This is a genomic window from Chryseobacterium sp. Chry.R1, assembly GCF_039645525.1.
Lineage (GTDB): Bacteria > Bacteroidota > Bacteroidia > Flavobacteriales > Weeksellaceae > Chryseobacterium > Chryseobacterium proteolyticum.
This window is the reverse complement of the sequence record NZ_CP151793.1, coordinates 3,343,861-3,358,125: the sequence shown is the minus strand read 5'-3', so window position 1 is coordinate 3,358,125 and position 14,265 is coordinate 3,343,861. Positions and strand designations below refer to the sequence as shown.

General features: G+C 37.5%; 17 protein-coding genes. 8 read left to right on the top strand and 9 right to left on the bottom strand.

Going from position 1 to position 14,265, the window contains the following annotated elements; genetic code table 11:
* The first annotated feature begins 112 nt into the window (after positions 1-112).
* From AAEU33_RS15210 to AAEU33_RS15200, 3 genes are all read left to right on the top strand, one after another.
* Positions 113-1,069, top strand: a complete 957-nt coding sequence (locus AAEU33_RS15210; protein ID WP_345988542.1) for a nitrilase family protein — start codon at positions 113-115, stop codon at positions 1,067-1,069.
* Between the two features lie 138 nt (positions 1,070-1,207).
* On the top strand, positions 1,208-1,816 hold the full coding sequence (locus tag AAEU33_RS15205; protein WP_172282855.1) for a Crp/Fnr family transcriptional regulator: 609 nt from the start codon (positions 1,208-1,210) through the stop codon (positions 1,814-1,816).
* A gap of 90 nt (positions 1,817-1,906) precedes the next feature.
* Positions 1,907-2,551, top strand: a complete 645-nt coding sequence (locus tag AAEU33_RS15200; RefSeq protein ID WP_273647969.1) for an NAD(P)-binding domain-containing protein — start codon at positions 1,907-1,909, stop codon at positions 2,549-2,551.
* Between the two features lie 52 nt (positions 2,552-2,603).
* Here AAEU33_RS15200 and AAEU33_RS15195 read toward each other — a convergent pair whose 3' ends face one another.
* The 4 genes from AAEU33_RS15195 to AAEU33_RS15180 form a co-directional block, all read right to left on the bottom strand.
* Positions 2,604-2,963, bottom strand: a complete 360-nt coding sequence (locus AAEU33_RS15195) for a rhodanese-like domain-containing protein (protein WP_345988539.1) — start codon at positions 2,961-2,963, stop codon at positions 2,604-2,606.
* The gene (locus AAEU33_RS15190; protein ID WP_172282849.1) at positions 2,960-3,262 is read right to left on the bottom strand and encodes a DUF3817 domain-containing protein; all 303 of its coding nucleotides are present in this window, start codon (positions 3,260-3,262) and stop codon (positions 2,960-2,962) included. Before AAEU33_RS15190 ends, AAEU33_RS15195 begins: the two co-directional genes overlap by 4 nt.
* 2 nt (positions 3,263-3,264) lie before the next feature.
* Positions 3,265-3,723, bottom strand: a complete 459-nt coding sequence (locus tag AAEU33_RS15185) for a hypothetical protein (RefSeq protein WP_345988537.1) — start codon at positions 3,721-3,723, stop codon at positions 3,265-3,267.
* Between the two features lie 69 nt (positions 3,724-3,792).
* On the bottom strand, positions 3,793-4,383 hold the full coding sequence (locus AAEU33_RS15180) for a TetR/AcrR family transcriptional regulator (RefSeq protein WP_345988535.1): 591 nt from the start codon (positions 4,381-4,383) through the stop codon (positions 3,793-3,795).
* Positions 4,384-4,568: 185 nt separating this feature from the next.
* Here AAEU33_RS15180 and AAEU33_RS15175 point away from each other — a divergent pair, with 185 nt between their 5' ends.
* The 3 genes from AAEU33_RS15175 to AAEU33_RS15165 all read left to right on the top strand — a co-directional run bounded on the left by AAEU33_RS15175 (position 4,569) and on the right by AAEU33_RS15165 (position 7,620).
* A complete protein-coding gene (locus AAEU33_RS15175) occupies positions 4,569-5,804 on the top strand; it encodes an MFS transporter (protein ID WP_345988533.1) in 1,236 nt (411 codons plus the stop codon).
* A gap of 167 nt (positions 5,805-5,971) precedes the next feature.
* Entirely contained in the window at positions 5,972-6,550 is a 579-nt protein-coding gene (locus AAEU33_RS15170; RefSeq protein WP_172282841.1) for a nucleosidase, read from the top strand.
* A gap of 179 nt (positions 6,551-6,729) precedes the next feature.
* On the top strand, positions 6,730-7,620 hold the full coding sequence (locus AAEU33_RS15165; RefSeq protein WP_345988530.1) for an MBL fold metallo-hydrolase: 891 nt from the start codon (positions 6,730-6,732) through the stop codon (positions 7,618-7,620).
* Positions 7,621-7,640: 20 nt separating this feature from the next.
* Here the strand turns inward: AAEU33_RS15165 and AAEU33_RS15160 are convergent, their stop codons facing one another.
* Together AAEU33_RS15160 and AAEU33_RS15155 are read right to left on the bottom strand one after the other, a co-directional pair.
* Positions 7,641-8,096, bottom strand: coding sequence for a PPC domain-containing DNA-binding protein (locus tag AAEU33_RS15160; RefSeq protein ID WP_172282837.1), 456 nt, complete (start codon positions 8,094-8,096; stop codon positions 7,641-7,643).
* 21 nt (positions 8,097-8,117) lie between these two features.
* Positions 8,118-8,711: a Crp/Fnr family transcriptional regulator gene (locus AAEU33_RS15155; protein WP_345988528.1), complete on the bottom strand. Its 594-nt coding sequence runs from the start codon at positions 8,709-8,711 to the stop codon at positions 8,118-8,120.
* A 562-nt stretch (positions 8,712-9,273) separates the two neighbouring features.
* Between AAEU33_RS15155 and AAEU33_RS15150 the strand changes: the two genes are divergently transcribed.
* Complete coding sequence (locus AAEU33_RS15150; RefSeq protein WP_345988526.1) at positions 9,274-9,615, top strand: hypothetical protein; 342 nt, start codon at positions 9,274-9,276, stop codon at positions 9,613-9,615.
* A gap of 6 nt (positions 9,616-9,621) precedes the next feature.
* On the opposite strand, the gene AAEU33_RS15145 is transcribed toward AAEU33_RS15150, so the two are convergent.
* The gene (locus AAEU33_RS15145; protein WP_345988524.1) at positions 9,622-10,353 is read right to left on the bottom strand and encodes an MBL fold metallo-hydrolase; all 732 of its coding nucleotides are present in this window, start codon (positions 10,351-10,353) and stop codon (positions 9,622-9,624) included.
* Positions 10,354-10,519: 166 nt separating this feature from the next.
* Here AAEU33_RS15145 and AAEU33_RS15140 point away from each other — a divergent pair, with 166 nt between their 5' ends.
* Positions 10,520-11,050, top strand: a complete 531-nt coding sequence (locus tag AAEU33_RS15140) for a GNAT family N-acetyltransferase (RefSeq protein WP_345988522.1) — start codon at positions 10,520-10,522, stop codon at positions 11,048-11,050.
* On the opposite strand, the gene pdeM is transcribed toward AAEU33_RS15140, so the two are convergent.
* On the bottom strand, positions 11,047-11,691 hold the full coding sequence (pdeM, locus tag AAEU33_RS15135; protein WP_345988520.1) for a ligase-associated DNA damage response endonuclease PdeM: 645 nt from the start codon (positions 11,689-11,691) through the stop codon (positions 11,047-11,049). The two genes, AAEU33_RS15140 and pdeM, sit on opposite strands and share 4 nt — an antisense overlap.
* Before the next feature lie 123 nt (positions 11,692-11,814).
* Entirely contained in the window at positions 11,815-14,265 is a 2,451-nt protein-coding gene (locus AAEU33_RS15130; RefSeq protein ID WP_345988518.1) for a ligase-associated DNA damage response DEXH box helicase, read from the bottom strand.

Genomic DNA, 14,265 nt, shown 5'->3' with positions numbered 1-14,265 from the left:
ACGTGTTTTTTTTAACTATTAATTTTATTTTAAGATAAAAACGCCACAGAGAAAATGGCGGATTTTTACAATTCCGGAATATTTCAAGCTTATAGCTTTGCTGAAAAAAAATATGACCAATCTAAAAATTTCAAGCGCGCAATTCGAAAACAAAAGTGGAGATAAAGAATACAATCTTTCAGTCATAGAAAAGCTAAGCGAGGAAGCTGCTCATAAAGGTTCACACGTTATTGCCTTTCACGAATGTTCAATCACAGGATATACATTTGCCCGAAAACTAAACAGGGAACAAATGCTCGATATTGCCGAATTCATTCCGAAAGGCAAAAGTATACAGAAACTAAAGGAAATCGCAGGGAAATTTAACATTACCATATTAGCCGGTCTTTTTGAAAAAGATGAGCATGATAACCTGTTCAAGGCCTATGTTTGTGTCGATAAGAACGGATTGATGGCGAAATACAGGAAACTGCATCCTTTCATCAATCCCCATCTTAGTCCGGGACAGGAATACTGTATTTTTAATATTCATGGATGGAAATGCGGAATTTTGATCTGTTATGATAATAATATTATTGAAAACGTACGGGCTACCAGACTTTTAGGAGCAGATATTATTTTTATGCCTCATGTTACCATGTGTACACCCTCCTCAAGACCGGGAGCCGGTTTTGTAGATGCTCAACTTTGGAAAAACCGGGAAGCCGACCCCACTTCATTACGCCTTGAGTTTGATGGAATGAAAGGACGCGACTGGCTTATGAAATGGCTGCCCGCACGAGCTTATGACAATGGTATCTACGTTATTTTCTCCAATCCCATAGGAATGGATGATGACCAGCTGAAAAATGGCTGCTCCATGATCATTGATCCTTTTGGAGATGTTCTGGCAGAATGCCGCTCATTTGAAGATAGCTTTACAACCGCTTTGATTACTTCTGAAAAACTCTTCCAGGCAGGAGGATACCGGTATATTAAAGCGAGACGGCCCGATCTGTACCGGGATATCATTGGACGCGAGCATCAGCCTGATCAGAAAGTAATCTGGTTACATCCTGAAAATGACTAAAATCTACGGATTTGCACAGTTGTATTATTGCCGGAATATGCGGGACTCACTGAATAAGAATTATGATTTCCTTAAATATTGCTGATCAATGGATAAAATTAGCAAAGGAATAGTAAATTTGTCATACAAATCCATTTTATGAAAGAAAATCCCGGACAAGATTCAGTAGAGCCATTAATTGATTATTTTAACCAACGCATTCCTTTAAATGCTGAGGAACGCCTACTTGTAACTGAACTTTTCAAGCCCAGATTATACAGGAAAAAGCAATATGTTCTTCAGGCAGGAGATCATTGTACTCACTTTAATTTTGTGGTCCGGGGATGCCTCAGGATGTATAAGGTAGACGAAAAAGGCCATACTCATATTATCCAATTTGCTGCAGAAAACTGGTGGATCAATGATATTGGAAGTTTTCATAAGAAACAGCCTTCAGAACTTAATATTGATGCCTTGGAGGATACCATGCTTTTGCAGATCACCCGGGAGGATTTAGTTACTTTGTATACAAATGCTCCTAAATTTGACAGAATCTTCAGGGTTTTGCTGGAAAACAGTTTTATTACATTACAAAACAGATTGTTGCAAAGCATAAGTTCTACGGCAGAAGAACGATATCTTTTCTTTATGCACACGTATTCCCATTTATCTAATCGTCTGTCACAAACACAGATTGCATCTTTTTTAGGGATTACACCTGAATTTCTCAGCAGACTTAGAAACAGACTGGTAAAATCAAAATCTTAAACCAGATCAATCGTATTTCTTGATGCAGTTCATTGGAAACAGAACATTTTTCGGGGGATATTTGTCTTATCAATTTAAAAAGAAATCATCATGACAACATCATCAAAAGTAGCCGTAATCGGCTTGGGAAATATCGGTCAGGCAGTAGCAGGAAATCTTTCAAAGTCCAATACCTCATTTATTGCTGCAGATCGTAATTTAGAAAAAGCAAAGGAACTTTCTGAAAAATGGAATGCTGAACCAAGTGATATTCCAGGTGCTGTAAAAAATGCAGATATTCTTGTTCTTGCTATTCCTTTTGGGACCATCAGTGGATTTATGAAAGACTATTCCGCAGATCTGGAGGGTAAAATCATCGTTGATCCGTCCAATCCGATTGCTCCCGCAGAAAGTGGAGGATTCAAGAAGGTTATCGGAGAAAATGAATCAGCAGGAGAAATCAATGCATCTTATCTTCCTCATGGTGCAAAATTAGTTAAAGCACTGGGAACCTTAGGTGCCGAAACGTTGTCCAACGCAGCATATCAATCTCCTGAAAAAGCAGTCTTATTCTATGCTACAGACGATACCAGTATCGATCCTCAGGTAGAAAAGCTAATTCATGATACCGGCTATGATGCATTAAGAGTAGGAGGGATCGATCAATCGATCAGGATAGAAGTATTTGGCGACCTTCATGAATTCGGTGCTTTGGGAAAACTGGTTACCTTATCTGAGGCAAAGCAGAAAGTATAAAGATTTTAAAATATTAAATCGAAAAGATCTTTTTGGGCCTTTTCGATTTTTTTTAGTCCGGTTTCAAGGTCTTCTCCAAGTCACTCCATGCTCCACCATTATAAACTTTTAGAAATCCCCTTTCTTTTAAAATACTTTCAGCTTTTACACTTCTGAGCCCATGCGAGCATACGGTGATATACGTTTTATTGGGATCTAATTCGATATACCTTTCCCTTATTATTCCTAAAGAAATATTGACGGAACCATTAATATGGCCGGTTTCATATTCTTTCTCCGTCCGTACATCCAGGATAACGGCTCCGTTTTTAATAAGTTGGGACAAACCATTGTTCAGAGTCTGGTATCTGTAGACCCGGTAGATGACATAAATCCCAAGCAAAATTCCCCAGAAAATAAGAAGGTTCTTCATAGCTTACTTAGTATTTTTTTATCAATATAAAAGGTTCCGAAAGGAATAAAGCAAGCTATTAAGACTTTCCATGTTGTCTCTTTAAATTTCCAGTGTTGCTCAACTCCCACGCTCAGGGTATTAAAAAGGAAAAGCAGAAACAGAGAACCGTGAACCGGTCCCATGATTTTTACTAGAGAAGGATTTTCCATTCCATACTTCATAGGAACAGCAATGCACACGAGGGTTAATAACGAGATCCCTTCAAGAATAGCAAGGATCCGCAGGCGTCCGATTTTGGTTTTAAGTAAATCTGTCATAATTATCTGAAATAAGGTCTGTTTGCAAGAGGGGAGAAAGGCCACGGGATCGCGATAAGAATGATAAGTAATCCGACGCCAAACCATAAGAGTATAGTCCTAAACTTATCCTTGTCGGTTTCTTTACGTTTTGCCAGGGCAGAGCCAATCGTAATCATAACAATAGAAATCAGCATTAGGGAAATGTGGATCAGTCCAAAAAATAACAGGTCACCGGTATCTTTAGCTATCTTGAAATTCTTCCAGAAGTAAGAGACAATAGGGCTTTTGGAGTATAGTATAATTCCCAGAACAAGCTGGATATGGGCAATCGTTGCTGTCCAGTGTCTCACGGAATCATCAGTTTTAGAGAATTTGCTGTTTGAACGGTATCCTTTATAAGCTCTGAATATTGCATATATAAGGCTTATTAAAACCAACCACCGGAAGATGGAATGCAGAAAAGTAAGCGTCTGGTACATGTGTAGTTTTTAATACGCAGACAAAGATATAATAAAACATACTAATTAGTATGTTTTTAAGTAAAAAAATTATTGAAAGCCTTGTAAATAACCCTTAAGTTGCTTTAAATAAATAAGATAAACTGACTTATTGTTTTCTAATTTTCCTAAATTACGGACTCCCCAATAGCCCGACATTACAAAAACTGCAATTCCTTTAGCATCTGCTTTTTCACTAACCGTTCCATTTTCTTTGCCTTTCTCAATTGCCTGGATCATTGCCTCCTCCCACTGGCCCGACAAACTGTTCAGTGCTTTTGTGAATTCTATATTCCATGGAGCCATTTCTTGTGTGAAATTCGAAGCAGGGCAACCGTATTCTACTCTTAAAAATTCATTATCCATCAGAAGGGAATGCATCAATTGATATACAGCATCCAATGGATCATCCGTATTTTTAAAGGGGGTAATAAAAGTATCCTGAAAGGTAGTTTTCATCAATTCATTGATGATGGCCAGCCCCATTTCATCTTTTGTTTTGAAATGATAATAGAAAGCTCCCTTTGTAACCTGGGTGGTTGCTATGATCTCGTCTACGCTTGTTGTCTGATATCCATTGGAATAAATCAGTTCAAATGCTTTCTGGAGAATGTTTAGTCGGGTGGCTTCAGATTTTTTCATTAGATACTAACCGGTATTTTTCTGCAAATAAACAATATTTTTTCATCATTACAAATTCGGTTCCGGTTAAATTCAACTTCTAACTATCATAATTATAATAAATAACTACAATTTAACTAATTTTCATAATACGAAATTTCATCGGAACTTTGTCCTGTTAAAAGAACAACCAAAAACATAATACAATGAATCATCAGAATGAAATAGATGTTTCCGACAAAACAGTCATCCAAAAGATAAAAAAAGGTCTTCCTGCTGCGCTATGGGCATTAACGATCAGTGCATTTGGAATCGGAACTACAGAATTCGTTATCGTAGGTCTTTTACCAACAGTAGCAGGAGATCTAGGTATTTCCATTCCTTCAGCAGGCTTATTGGTAAGCTTGTATGCTATAGGAGTCGCCATAGGAGCTCCCGTTTTGACAGCTTTAACAGGTAAGGTACCCCGCAAAACGCTTTTGATCTCCATTATGATCCTATTCGTTATCGGAAATGGATTAGCTTCAATAGCCCCGGGATTTATTACATTAATTTTAGCCAGAATTTTAACAGGATTTGCTCACGGAGTCTACTTTTCTATCGGATCTACGATCGCAGCATCTTTAGTTCCTGAGGAAAAAAGAGCTACGGCAATATCGATTATGTTTGCAGGCCTCACTTTAGCCATTGTTACCGGTGTTCCACTCGGAACATTTATCGGACAGCATTTTGGCTGGCGGGCAACTTTTATCGGAGTCGCTATTTTAGGAATTGTCGGGTTATTGGCCAGTATGATTCTTGTGCCTGCCCATTTACAAAATGGAAAAACAGCTTCTTTACAACAACAGTTAAAAGTACTTACCAATAAACGTTTAATTTTTGCCTTTTTAATGACAGCTATGGGATATGGCGGAACCTTTGTCGTTTTCACTTATCTATCACCAATTCTGCAGGAAATTACAGGGCTGAAAGAATCTGCTGTAACGTTGATCTTACTGATTTATGGAATTGCTATTGCTCTGGGAAACCTTATCGGAGGAAGGTTAGCTAACAAAAATCCCCTGAAAGCATTATTATGGATGTTTATAGCACAAGGTCTGGTTTTATTTCTTTTTTACTTTACGGTTCACAGTCCGGTTTTAAGTATTATAACCTTATTCTTCCTCGGAGCATTATCTTTTGCCAGTGTTCCCGGGTTACAGCTTTTAGTCGTTCAGATTGCAGAAAAAGAACTTCCGGGAACACAGGATGTGGCGTCAGGCATTAATATTGCCGCATTTAATATCGGAATTGCGATCGGATCCTATTCAGGTGGGCTTATTGTAACATCATCTTTAGGAATTGGAAGTACACCATGGATCGGAGCTTTATTCCTTGTGATTACAGTAATGATTACATTATACAGCATTCGTCTTGGAAAAAAACTGTTGAAAAACGATTAAATGTTTATCCGTATAAAAAGACTCAACCCTTTTGGGATAAGTCTTTACGTACAACACCAAATCTAACTATGTTTTTGAACAGTGTGAGCAAAAAACCAGCTGCACAGATTTTTTATATGCTTTTTAATAAATACATTTGCATCCGTTATTTCTAAAAATTATTACTCATGATAGCAATTAATTCTGAGCATACATATCCGTTAGAAGGCACCCTTTTTGTTTTCGCACTGGAATCTGAAGCCGCAGATCTTTTTAATGATACCCATAAACTGATCACCGGAATAGGAAAGGTGAATGCTGCCTCAGCACTCACCAGGGAAATCCATTCCAGAAAGCCGAAGCTAATTGTTAATCTGGGTTCCGCAGGGAGCAAAACATTCGGTAAAGGAGAAATTGTTTGTTGCACAAAATTTATCCAGCGCGATATGGACGTAAGAGGTCTTGGGTTTAAAAAATATGAGACTCCGTTATCGGGAATTCCACCTGTCCTCGAATACGGATTGAAAATGGATGGAGTACAACAGGGGATATGCGGAAGTGGTGACAGCTTTGAAATGGATCATATAGAAACAGATTATAATGTAGTGGATATGGAAGCTTATCCTCTGGCATTGATTGCGATGAAGGAGGAAATTCCTTTTCTAAGTTTGAAATATATTTCGGATGATGCTGGAAGTGATGCTGCTGACGACTGGTCGGTACAGGTACATCTTGCTGCCGAGGCATTCAGGAAGTTGTTGTTTTAAATAACAGAAATTGCCTGTCAGAAAGGATTAATTTTAATTTAAAGTATTTTTTTTATTTATAAAATTATTTAATTTTGCAATATAGTAAATCAATTTACCACCAGTTCTTATGATCTGGTGTTTCTTATTTAAAACAGTTTTTGAAAACTGATATAGGAATATATTAATTCAGAAAGCGAATGAAATCAAAAAATAGCGCATCGATCCATATTCCAATGGGGGAAATGGATGTTTATATTGTATCGGACGGATATTTTGGAATAGGCAATCCACAACCTATTTTAGCTCCTGAAATTGAAGAAGAGAATGTACAGGATGCTTTAAAATCTTTACACTTACCCGGATCTGAATACGAGATGCCTATTACCACCCTTTTTATCAAGAGAGGAGACCATCATATCCTTGTGGATACCGGCGAAGGGTATCATGATCCCGTAAACGCTGGCTGGCTTCAAAATAGCTTATCGGAAGCAGGGTTCTCACCGGAAGACGTTACGGACATCCTGATCACGCACGCACACAGGGACCATATCGGAGGAATCCTTTTTGAAGATGGCGGAAGAAGATATCCTAATGCAAAATATCACATACCGGCTCCGGAATATAACTTCTGGAACAGCGAAGCAAAAGATTTCTCCAAAAGCAAAATGACTGTTTATCCAACAGGAAAAATACAGACCGATATCCTTGGAGCGATTAAAAATGAGCTTACTATTTTTGAGCCCGGCGATGTATTATTCTCATGCATCAAAACAGAACTGGCACCCGGCCATACACCCGGGCATATTATATTGCATGTATTTTCCGGTGACCAGTCTATCACACACCTCGTAGATGTGGTTCATTCTTCTTTGCTCATTGCTCATCCGGAGTGGGGCACCCAATGGGATGTTAATTTTGAAGAAGGAGTTGCTACCAGAAAACGGATTTTAGAAAGTTGTTCTGCCAATAATACTTTAGTGACCACCTGCCATCTTCCGTGGCCGGGGATAGGATATATCGGGAAAACCGAAAAAGGCTGGCAATGGATTCCGAAAGCACAATCAGATCCCTATTCAATAAGGATCTGAAGTATTTTTGGATAATACAATTAATTAAAACTCCAGAAGCTGGTATGGCAGAGGTCCAGAAACTCATCGGTGATTATCCGGTCATCTGCAGAATAAAACAGGAATTCCGTACAACCATGCACTTTAGCATCAATCAGCTGACCCGATAATGTGGTTTCATTTCTCCATTCGAGGGTAGCATTCAAGGAAACGGATATTTTTCCTTCGTGATCTGAAACAGCTCCTGAAATATTCTGAATTTCTATGGGATTATTTAAATGGGTATATAAATACTTCTTTACAATAGGCTCTAAAAAGCGAAGGGTCATCTCTTTGACGATTCCTACACCCGAAAAATTTCCTGATTTGATCCTTTCATACGAGACAAAATCATTTAAAGCATCCAAAACATCTGCTTTGTCCTGAAGCTTTACAATGTAGTAATCTTCAATTCTGTGAGCGGTCCATAGATTGCCGGTAACAATTTGTGAATTCATGATAGTTAGTTTTGCTTAAAATTAATAGAAAATTTTTCGGTTCACAATTTTTAATTCATTTTCTTTTTCCATATTTTTTATAACACGAATTACAGTTTCTACACGAAGCCCTGTTAAAGAAGCCAATTGTTGCCTTGTTAAAGGGATTTGAAAAGAATACGGTGTCTTATATTCGTCATAGCTTTTAAGATAATCCATTAAGAGTTTTAATTTGGAAGCGGGATTTTGAACGGAAAGATTATACAACATAACATATTTGTAATACATCCGTTCTGCCATACACTGGTAAATATTGTTGGACACTTCAGGATTTTCTTTCATTAAAATTAAAAAATCCGATTTAGAGAGTTTGAAGACTGTGGAGGGGGTGAGGGATTCCGCGTTCATGGGATAGGGCTTATCGACAAACAAAATGGATTCTCCAAAGCTATTCCCATCCGAAAAAATATTCTGAATGAATTCTTTTCCGTCTTCCCTATAATTATTGAGTTTTATTTTTCCTTTAATAATTTGGTAGTAATGTAGTGCAAGTTCTCCTTCCCGGAATATCGTGTCGCCTGATTTATAATTTTTAACTTCTGCTCCATAGGAAAGCAATAGATCTTCATTTATCATGGTAATATCAGCTTATAAGGTTAAAAATTAAATATGCTGGTAAGGTAGCCGCTACCTTTGTTTAGTAAAGAGAGACTAATTTTTGGTAATTTCCTAAAAATCACGTACCACATCAGTACCACGCATTTTATTTGTCGGTATGTGGAAACATGCTGCTATAACAAAATAGAAAAACATTGATCATGATCATAAAAAGTAATGAGTGAAGCGGTGTACATTTGAATTCTCATTTAAAAAATGCGGAATCTGGAAAAAACACTAAAAATAAATCTGACTGGCACTATAGAGAGAGTCGCGTGGTATCTATGTGGTATTTTAATTTAACAAAAATTTAATCATTTTTTCTTTCTTTGTCTTTGTTAAAGCAAACTTTATTTTTAAAGGTATGAAGGAATTGTAAAAAATAGTTCAGTCTAAAAAATTAATGGTGTTCCTATTGTTTTCAATAACAATCAGAAGATTCTAAATGTATTAAAAATAATAGTGAGAAAGCGTATTAAACTCTGTAGCAGTGTAATAAAATGATACCGTTGCAGAAACTAGTAGAGATGAGAAAAATATTATGAAAAACGAAAAACCTGGATTTAATTTAGAAGATTTAAACGAAAAAATTTTTGCTCAAGACGAAATTATAGCATTAGCCAAAGAAAATTCTCCACGTCTATTGAATAAATTCAGATTAGTTTATCCCAATTTCTTTGAAAAAATATCCCTTATACAACCCGATTTAAAAAATTCGGAATTGATTTTTTGTGTTTATCTAAAACTGAATTTATCAACAAAAGAGATTGCAACCTATACTTTTGTAACGCCAAAAGCCATCCAGAACAGAAAAAACAGAATCAGAAAAAAGCTATTCATTCCCTCTGAAACAGACATTTACAAGTGGTTTAATGATTTATAAGAGGATTTAGAACTGTATAGACGTTTTATCAAGATCGTGATACAGTAATATATTCCAATGTTTTTCTTCGGCTTGCTTTTGCCACTCTTGTCGTAATTCCATAGCTTTTCTGCCATCAAAATCGCTTTTATAAGCAAGATGATAGTGCAGATAGGCTTCCTGTGGCAGATCGTCAGCACCATAAAAGGTCGTTTGCCCATCCTCAGTGATCCAGAAAACCTGCATAAAAGGAGTATGTCCTCCAACCACTTCGTAAGAAATTTCATTGGTAATGCTGCCTTTATCATCATTCATCCAGACGATGTTTGGTAATTGAACAAGCTTATCCAAGGTATCAAAATTAAACGATGGATTTCCGGTATTTTCACGTGCATATTCCAATTCACGCTTCTGAATATATAGGTCAGCATTGGGGAAAGTAGCCTCAAAGCCGGTTTCTAGGTGCAGGATCGCTCCTTCGATATGATCTTTATGTAAATGGGAGAGCAGAACTTTGGTAATCTGATGACGGCTGATATTTTCTTTCTCCAGAATGTCTAAAATAACCATTTTTCCTGTTTGATTTTTCCAGCCCAATCCGGTATCAAGCAGAATATAATCGTTTTTAGTAATGATCAGAAAAGGTTGCACAGCCATTTTTATTCCTTGGGTAAGATCAATTTTCCCCGTGGTTAAAAGACTGAAGTCTTTAGTTGGGCTGGCTACAAAATTACCTTCTTTTAGTGGAATGATTTTCATGTTGCAAATTTCCTGAATATTTGTAAATATTGAAAACTTTATTTTCAATACAAACTATCGGTAAAACCAATGTTATTATCAAAAATGTCAATTTTTATCAACTCTGTATCCATCCCTTTTTATAATCTATTTGTAATTTTACAATTAGTAATAAGCAACAGTAAATATGAGCTCCATAATACTCAATAAAGCATTTTTGGAAGATCTGGATATCCTTCAGATCCTTGGAAAAGAAACTTTTTCGGAAACCTTTGCAGCAAGCAATTCCAAAGAAGAGATGGATCTTTATCTTGAAAAAAGTTTTAATAAAGAAAAACTGACTGATGAATTGAATAATCCCGAATCTTATTTTTTTATTGCCTGGGAAGAAGATAACCCGATCGGATATCTGAAACTGAATTCTGGAACTGCGCAGACTGAGTTACAGGACCATTCGTCACTTGAAATTGAAAGAATCTATGTAAAGAGCAGCCATCACGGTAAAAAAGTGGGGCAGCTTCTTTATGAAAAAGCATTAAACATTGCCCAAGAGCTAAATAAGGCGTATATCTGGCTTGGCGTATGGGAAGAAAACCATAGAGCTGTTAGTTTTTATAAGAAGAACGGTTTTGAGGAATTCGACAAACATATTTTCCGTTTAGGCAATGAAGAGCAGACAGATCTTATGATGAAGAAAACATTGAATAAACAATTTTAAATTTCATAGATCTCGGCATCGGTAAAAACAAAGAATTTTCCTCCCTTAGGAAGATTCTTTGTGTCTAAACCGGTAAATTCACTGTAAGCCGGAAGAAGCAACTGTCCGGATGTTTTTACAAAACATGGAAGACGGATGTTTTTAACCGGAGAGCTGATGACAAATCCCGGATGAATATGCCCTGTAATCTGGAACTTCGGATTCGAATTGTCGAAATCATGAATAAACAGGATATCTCCTAATTCAAGCACATCGGCTTTAAAATCAAGACATAATTTTTCATCCAGCACTTTGGAAATCCGGTCATGATTTCCTTCCACAAGATAGAATTTCAGATCCGGATATTGATTTTTCCATGCACAGAATTCATCCACGTCAGAATTATTTCCGGCATGAAGCAGATCGCCTACCATGATAAATTTTTCAGGCTGAAAATAAGCAATCAGCACAGAAAGACGCTCCAGATCACTTTTCATTACATGGTTCGCCAAAGCAATTCCATTTTTTCTGAAATGGGCTGTTTTCCCGATGTGGAGATCGGATAAAATCAGTGCTTTCTCTTTTTTCCAAAATACAGCGCGCTGATTGGTTAAGGTGAAGATTTCAGATAGAATGGTTACGTTTTTTGTGGCGATGTTCATTTATTTGTTAGAGGTTAGAGGTTAGAGGTTAGAGGTTAGAGGCAAAGTTAAAGATTATTGAGTATTCCGGTCTTTTCTCTTTTCTCTTTTCTCTTTTTTCTTTGCTCTATTTACTCTCTTTTTCTATTTTCTTCCCTTAGTCGCCTGTTGTATCAGCTTTTGTATCCTCGTATCTAACCCTTCACTTGAAAGCGTCTGACGAAGACTGTCAACTTTAATAGGAAAGCTTAAAGGGGTAAAAGTATTGGAATATTTTAAAACAATCTTTGATTTTTCTATTCTCTTAAAAGCTTCCACGAGCCTTTGCTCCTGAAGCTGCATGTTGAAGACTTCAGTATAGGCCTGGCGAACAAGGAAGTGATTGGGATCATAGTCTTCCAATACTTTAAAAATAAGGCCTGCTGAGCTTTGCAAAGCTTTGTTCGATCTTTGTTGTCCCGGAAAATTCTGAATCACCATTCCGGAGATCACAGCAATATCCCTGAATTTTCGCCGGGCCATTTCAGCCGAATTAATACTCGATATTACATCAACCATAAGATTATCCCGGGTCAGGATCTTTTGCAGATTACCTTCATGTATCGGAATCTCCTTATCACTGAACAATTCAAATCCGTAATCGTTCATGGCCATTGAAAATGAAATGGGAGCCAGTTTTGAAATCCTGAAAGCGATCAGGGCTGCCATCACTTCGTGCACTAAACGTCCCTCGAAAGGATACATAAACAAATGATAACCTTCTCTGTTTTTAATAAGTTCTACCAGAAACTCATCTTCTCTCGGTATATGGGACCTTTTTTCCTGATTAACCAATAATGGATGTAAAAATTTAAGCTCTTTTTCCGAAGATGAAGGATTCAATGCACCGGAAAGTTTTTCCCTTAAGAAATGCCCCAGATTTGAACTTAAAGGCAACCTTCCTCCCAGATAGCTCGGAGCCAGAGCTTTTCCCTTTGCCAACCGTACATAAACGGTCATATCCTTCACCATTGCTACCTCAAGAACTCTTCCAGCCAAAATGAACTTCTCTTCTTTTTTAAGCTTTGAAATAAAATATTCCTCAACCATTCCGATATAGCCTCCGGAAATAAATTTCACTTTCAGCATGGCATCACTTACAATCGCTCCCATGTTCATTCTGTGCAGCATAGCTATTTTGCGGGAAGTAACTTTAAACAAACCATCTTCCATAATAACTACCTTATGAAACTCCTCATAACTTTTCAGAGCACTGCCACCAATGGTAAGAAAATCTATTATAGCCTGCCATTCTTCATCCCTTATTTCCTGGAAAGTATAAATGTTTTTAATTCTCTGATAGGTTTCATCAGGGTAGAAACCATCACCTACAGCTAAAGTCATCAGGAACTGAACCAATACGTCAAAACACAAAACCTGAGGCTCTCTGGGCTCTATAACTTTCTGTTTGACGGCTTCCTTCAATGCTGCCACCTCAATCAGCTCCAGGGAATGGGTAGGAACACAATATATTTTTGAAGTTTCAAAAGGGGAGTGTCCGCTTCTTCCTGCCCGTTGCAGAAATCTTGCGACTCCTTTTGCTGATCCTATCTGGATCACTGTATCAACAGGTTTAAAGTCGATACCTAAATCTAAAGATGAAGTAGAAACAACAGCCTTTAATTTGCCGTTACTTAAGTTTTCTTCAATCCAGATCCTTAAATGAGCATCTATGGAACTATGGTGAATGGCAATTTGCCCGGCAAAATCAGGATATGCATTTAAAAGCAGCTGATACCACATTTCGCTCTGGCTCCGGGTATTCGTAAAAACAATGGTAGATTTGGATTCCAGAATGATGGGAACAATTTTATCTGCCAGTTTAGCCCCGAGATGTCCAGCCCACGGTAAAATTTCAACTTCATCCGGAAAAACAGGAATGATATCGATCTTTTTATGTTGTTTGGCCGTGATCTTCACTTTTTTTACATCATACGGTATCAGAACATCCATTGCTTCTTCAAGATTGCCTATTGTGGCGGTAATTCCCCAGATCTTTAGTGTTGGAGCGTATTTTCTGACCTGTGAAATTCCCAGTTCCACCATCACACCTCTTTTGGATCCCAGCAGCTCATGCCATTCATCTACAGCGATACAATGAAGATTCTGGAAAAACCTGACATGATTTTTCTGTCCCAGAAGCAGGTGTAAACTTTCCGGTGTTACGACAAGGATTTCAGGCATATTTTTTACCTGCTGCTGTCTGGTTTTAGGATCAGTGTCACCATTTCTGACACCTACTGTCCAATCCAACCCGATTTCATTGATAGCTTCTTCCATGGCTTTAGCAATATCTTTGGAAAGGGATCGGAGAGGAGTGATCCAGATCATTTTAAGTCCTTTTTTAAATTTCTCAGGATGATTAAGAAAATCTGTAATTAACGCCAAAAACACGGAATAGGTCTTACCAAATCCCGTAGGCGCAATAACCATTCCGCTGTATCCGTTTCCAAATTTCCACCAGGTATCGGTTTGGAATTTAAATGGGGTATTGCCTTTTTCAGCCATCCATTGCTGGATAACCTTAAATCCGTTGGTATGTTCAAAAGCACTCAA

What these genes read in the sequence shown, in the direction of transcription:
- AAEU33_RS15195 (WP_345988539.1), bottom strand. Translation starts at nt 2,963, where the DNA reads ATGAAGAACCTTCTTATTTTCTGGGGAATTTTGCTTGGGATTTATGTC.
- AAEU33_RS15145 (WP_345988524.1), bottom strand. Translation starts at nt 10,353, where the DNA reads ATGAAAATCATTCCACTAAAAGAAGGTAATTTTGTAGCCAGCCCAACT.
- AAEU33_RS15180 (WP_345988535.1), bottom strand. Translation starts at nt 4,383, where the DNA reads ATGAAAAAATCTGAAGCCACCCGACTAAACATTCTCCAGAAAGCATTT.
- AAEU33_RS15140 (WP_345988522.1), top strand. Translation starts at nt 10,520, where the DNA reads ATGAGCTCCATAATACTCAATAAAGCATTTTTGGAAGATCTGGATATC.
- AAEU33_RS15190 (WP_172282849.1), bottom strand. Translation starts at nt 3,262, where the DNA reads ATGACAGATTTACTTAAAACCAAAATCGGACGCCTGCGGATCCTTGCT.
- AAEU33_RS15210 (WP_345988542.1), top strand. Translation starts at nt 113, where the DNA reads ATGACCAATCTAAAAATTTCAAGCGCGCAATTCGAAAACAAAAGTGGA.
- AAEU33_RS15165 (WP_345988530.1), top strand. Translation starts at nt 6,730, where the DNA reads ATGAAATCAAAAAATAGCGCATCGATCCATATTCCAATGGGGGAAATG.
- AAEU33_RS15200 (WP_273647969.1), top strand. Translation starts at nt 1,907, where the DNA reads ATGACAACATCATCAAAAGTAGCCGTAATCGGCTTGGGAAATATCGGT.
- AAEU33_RS15155 (WP_345988528.1), bottom strand. Translation starts at nt 8,711, where the DNA reads ATGATAAATGAAGATCTATTGCTTTCCTATGGAGCAGAAGTTAAAAAT.
- AAEU33_RS15175 (WP_345988533.1), top strand. Translation starts at nt 4,569, where the DNA reads ATGAATCATCAGAATGAAATAGATGTTTCCGACAAAACAGTCATCCAA.
- AAEU33_RS15160 (WP_172282837.1), bottom strand. Translation starts at nt 8,096, where the DNA reads ATGAATTCACAAATTGTTACCGGCAATCTATGGACCGCTCACAGAATT.
- AAEU33_RS15185 (WP_345988537.1), bottom strand. Translation starts at nt 3,723, where the DNA reads ATGTACCAGACGCTTACTTTTCTGCATTCCATCTTCCGGTGGTTGGTT.
- pdeM (WP_345988520.1), bottom strand. Translation starts at nt 11,691, where the DNA reads ATGAACATCGCCACAAAAAACGTAACCATTCTATCTGAAATCTTCACC.
- AAEU33_RS15170 (WP_172282841.1), top strand. Translation starts at nt 5,972, where the DNA reads ATGATAGCAATTAATTCTGAGCATACATATCCGTTAGAAGGCACCCTT.
- AAEU33_RS15205 (WP_172282855.1), top strand. Translation starts at nt 1,208, where the DNA reads ATGAAAGAAAATCCCGGACAAGATTCAGTAGAGCCATTAATTGATTAT.
- AAEU33_RS15150 (WP_345988526.1), top strand. Translation starts at nt 9,274, where the DNA reads ATGAAAAACGAAAAACCTGGATTTAATTTAGAAGATTTAAACGAAAAA.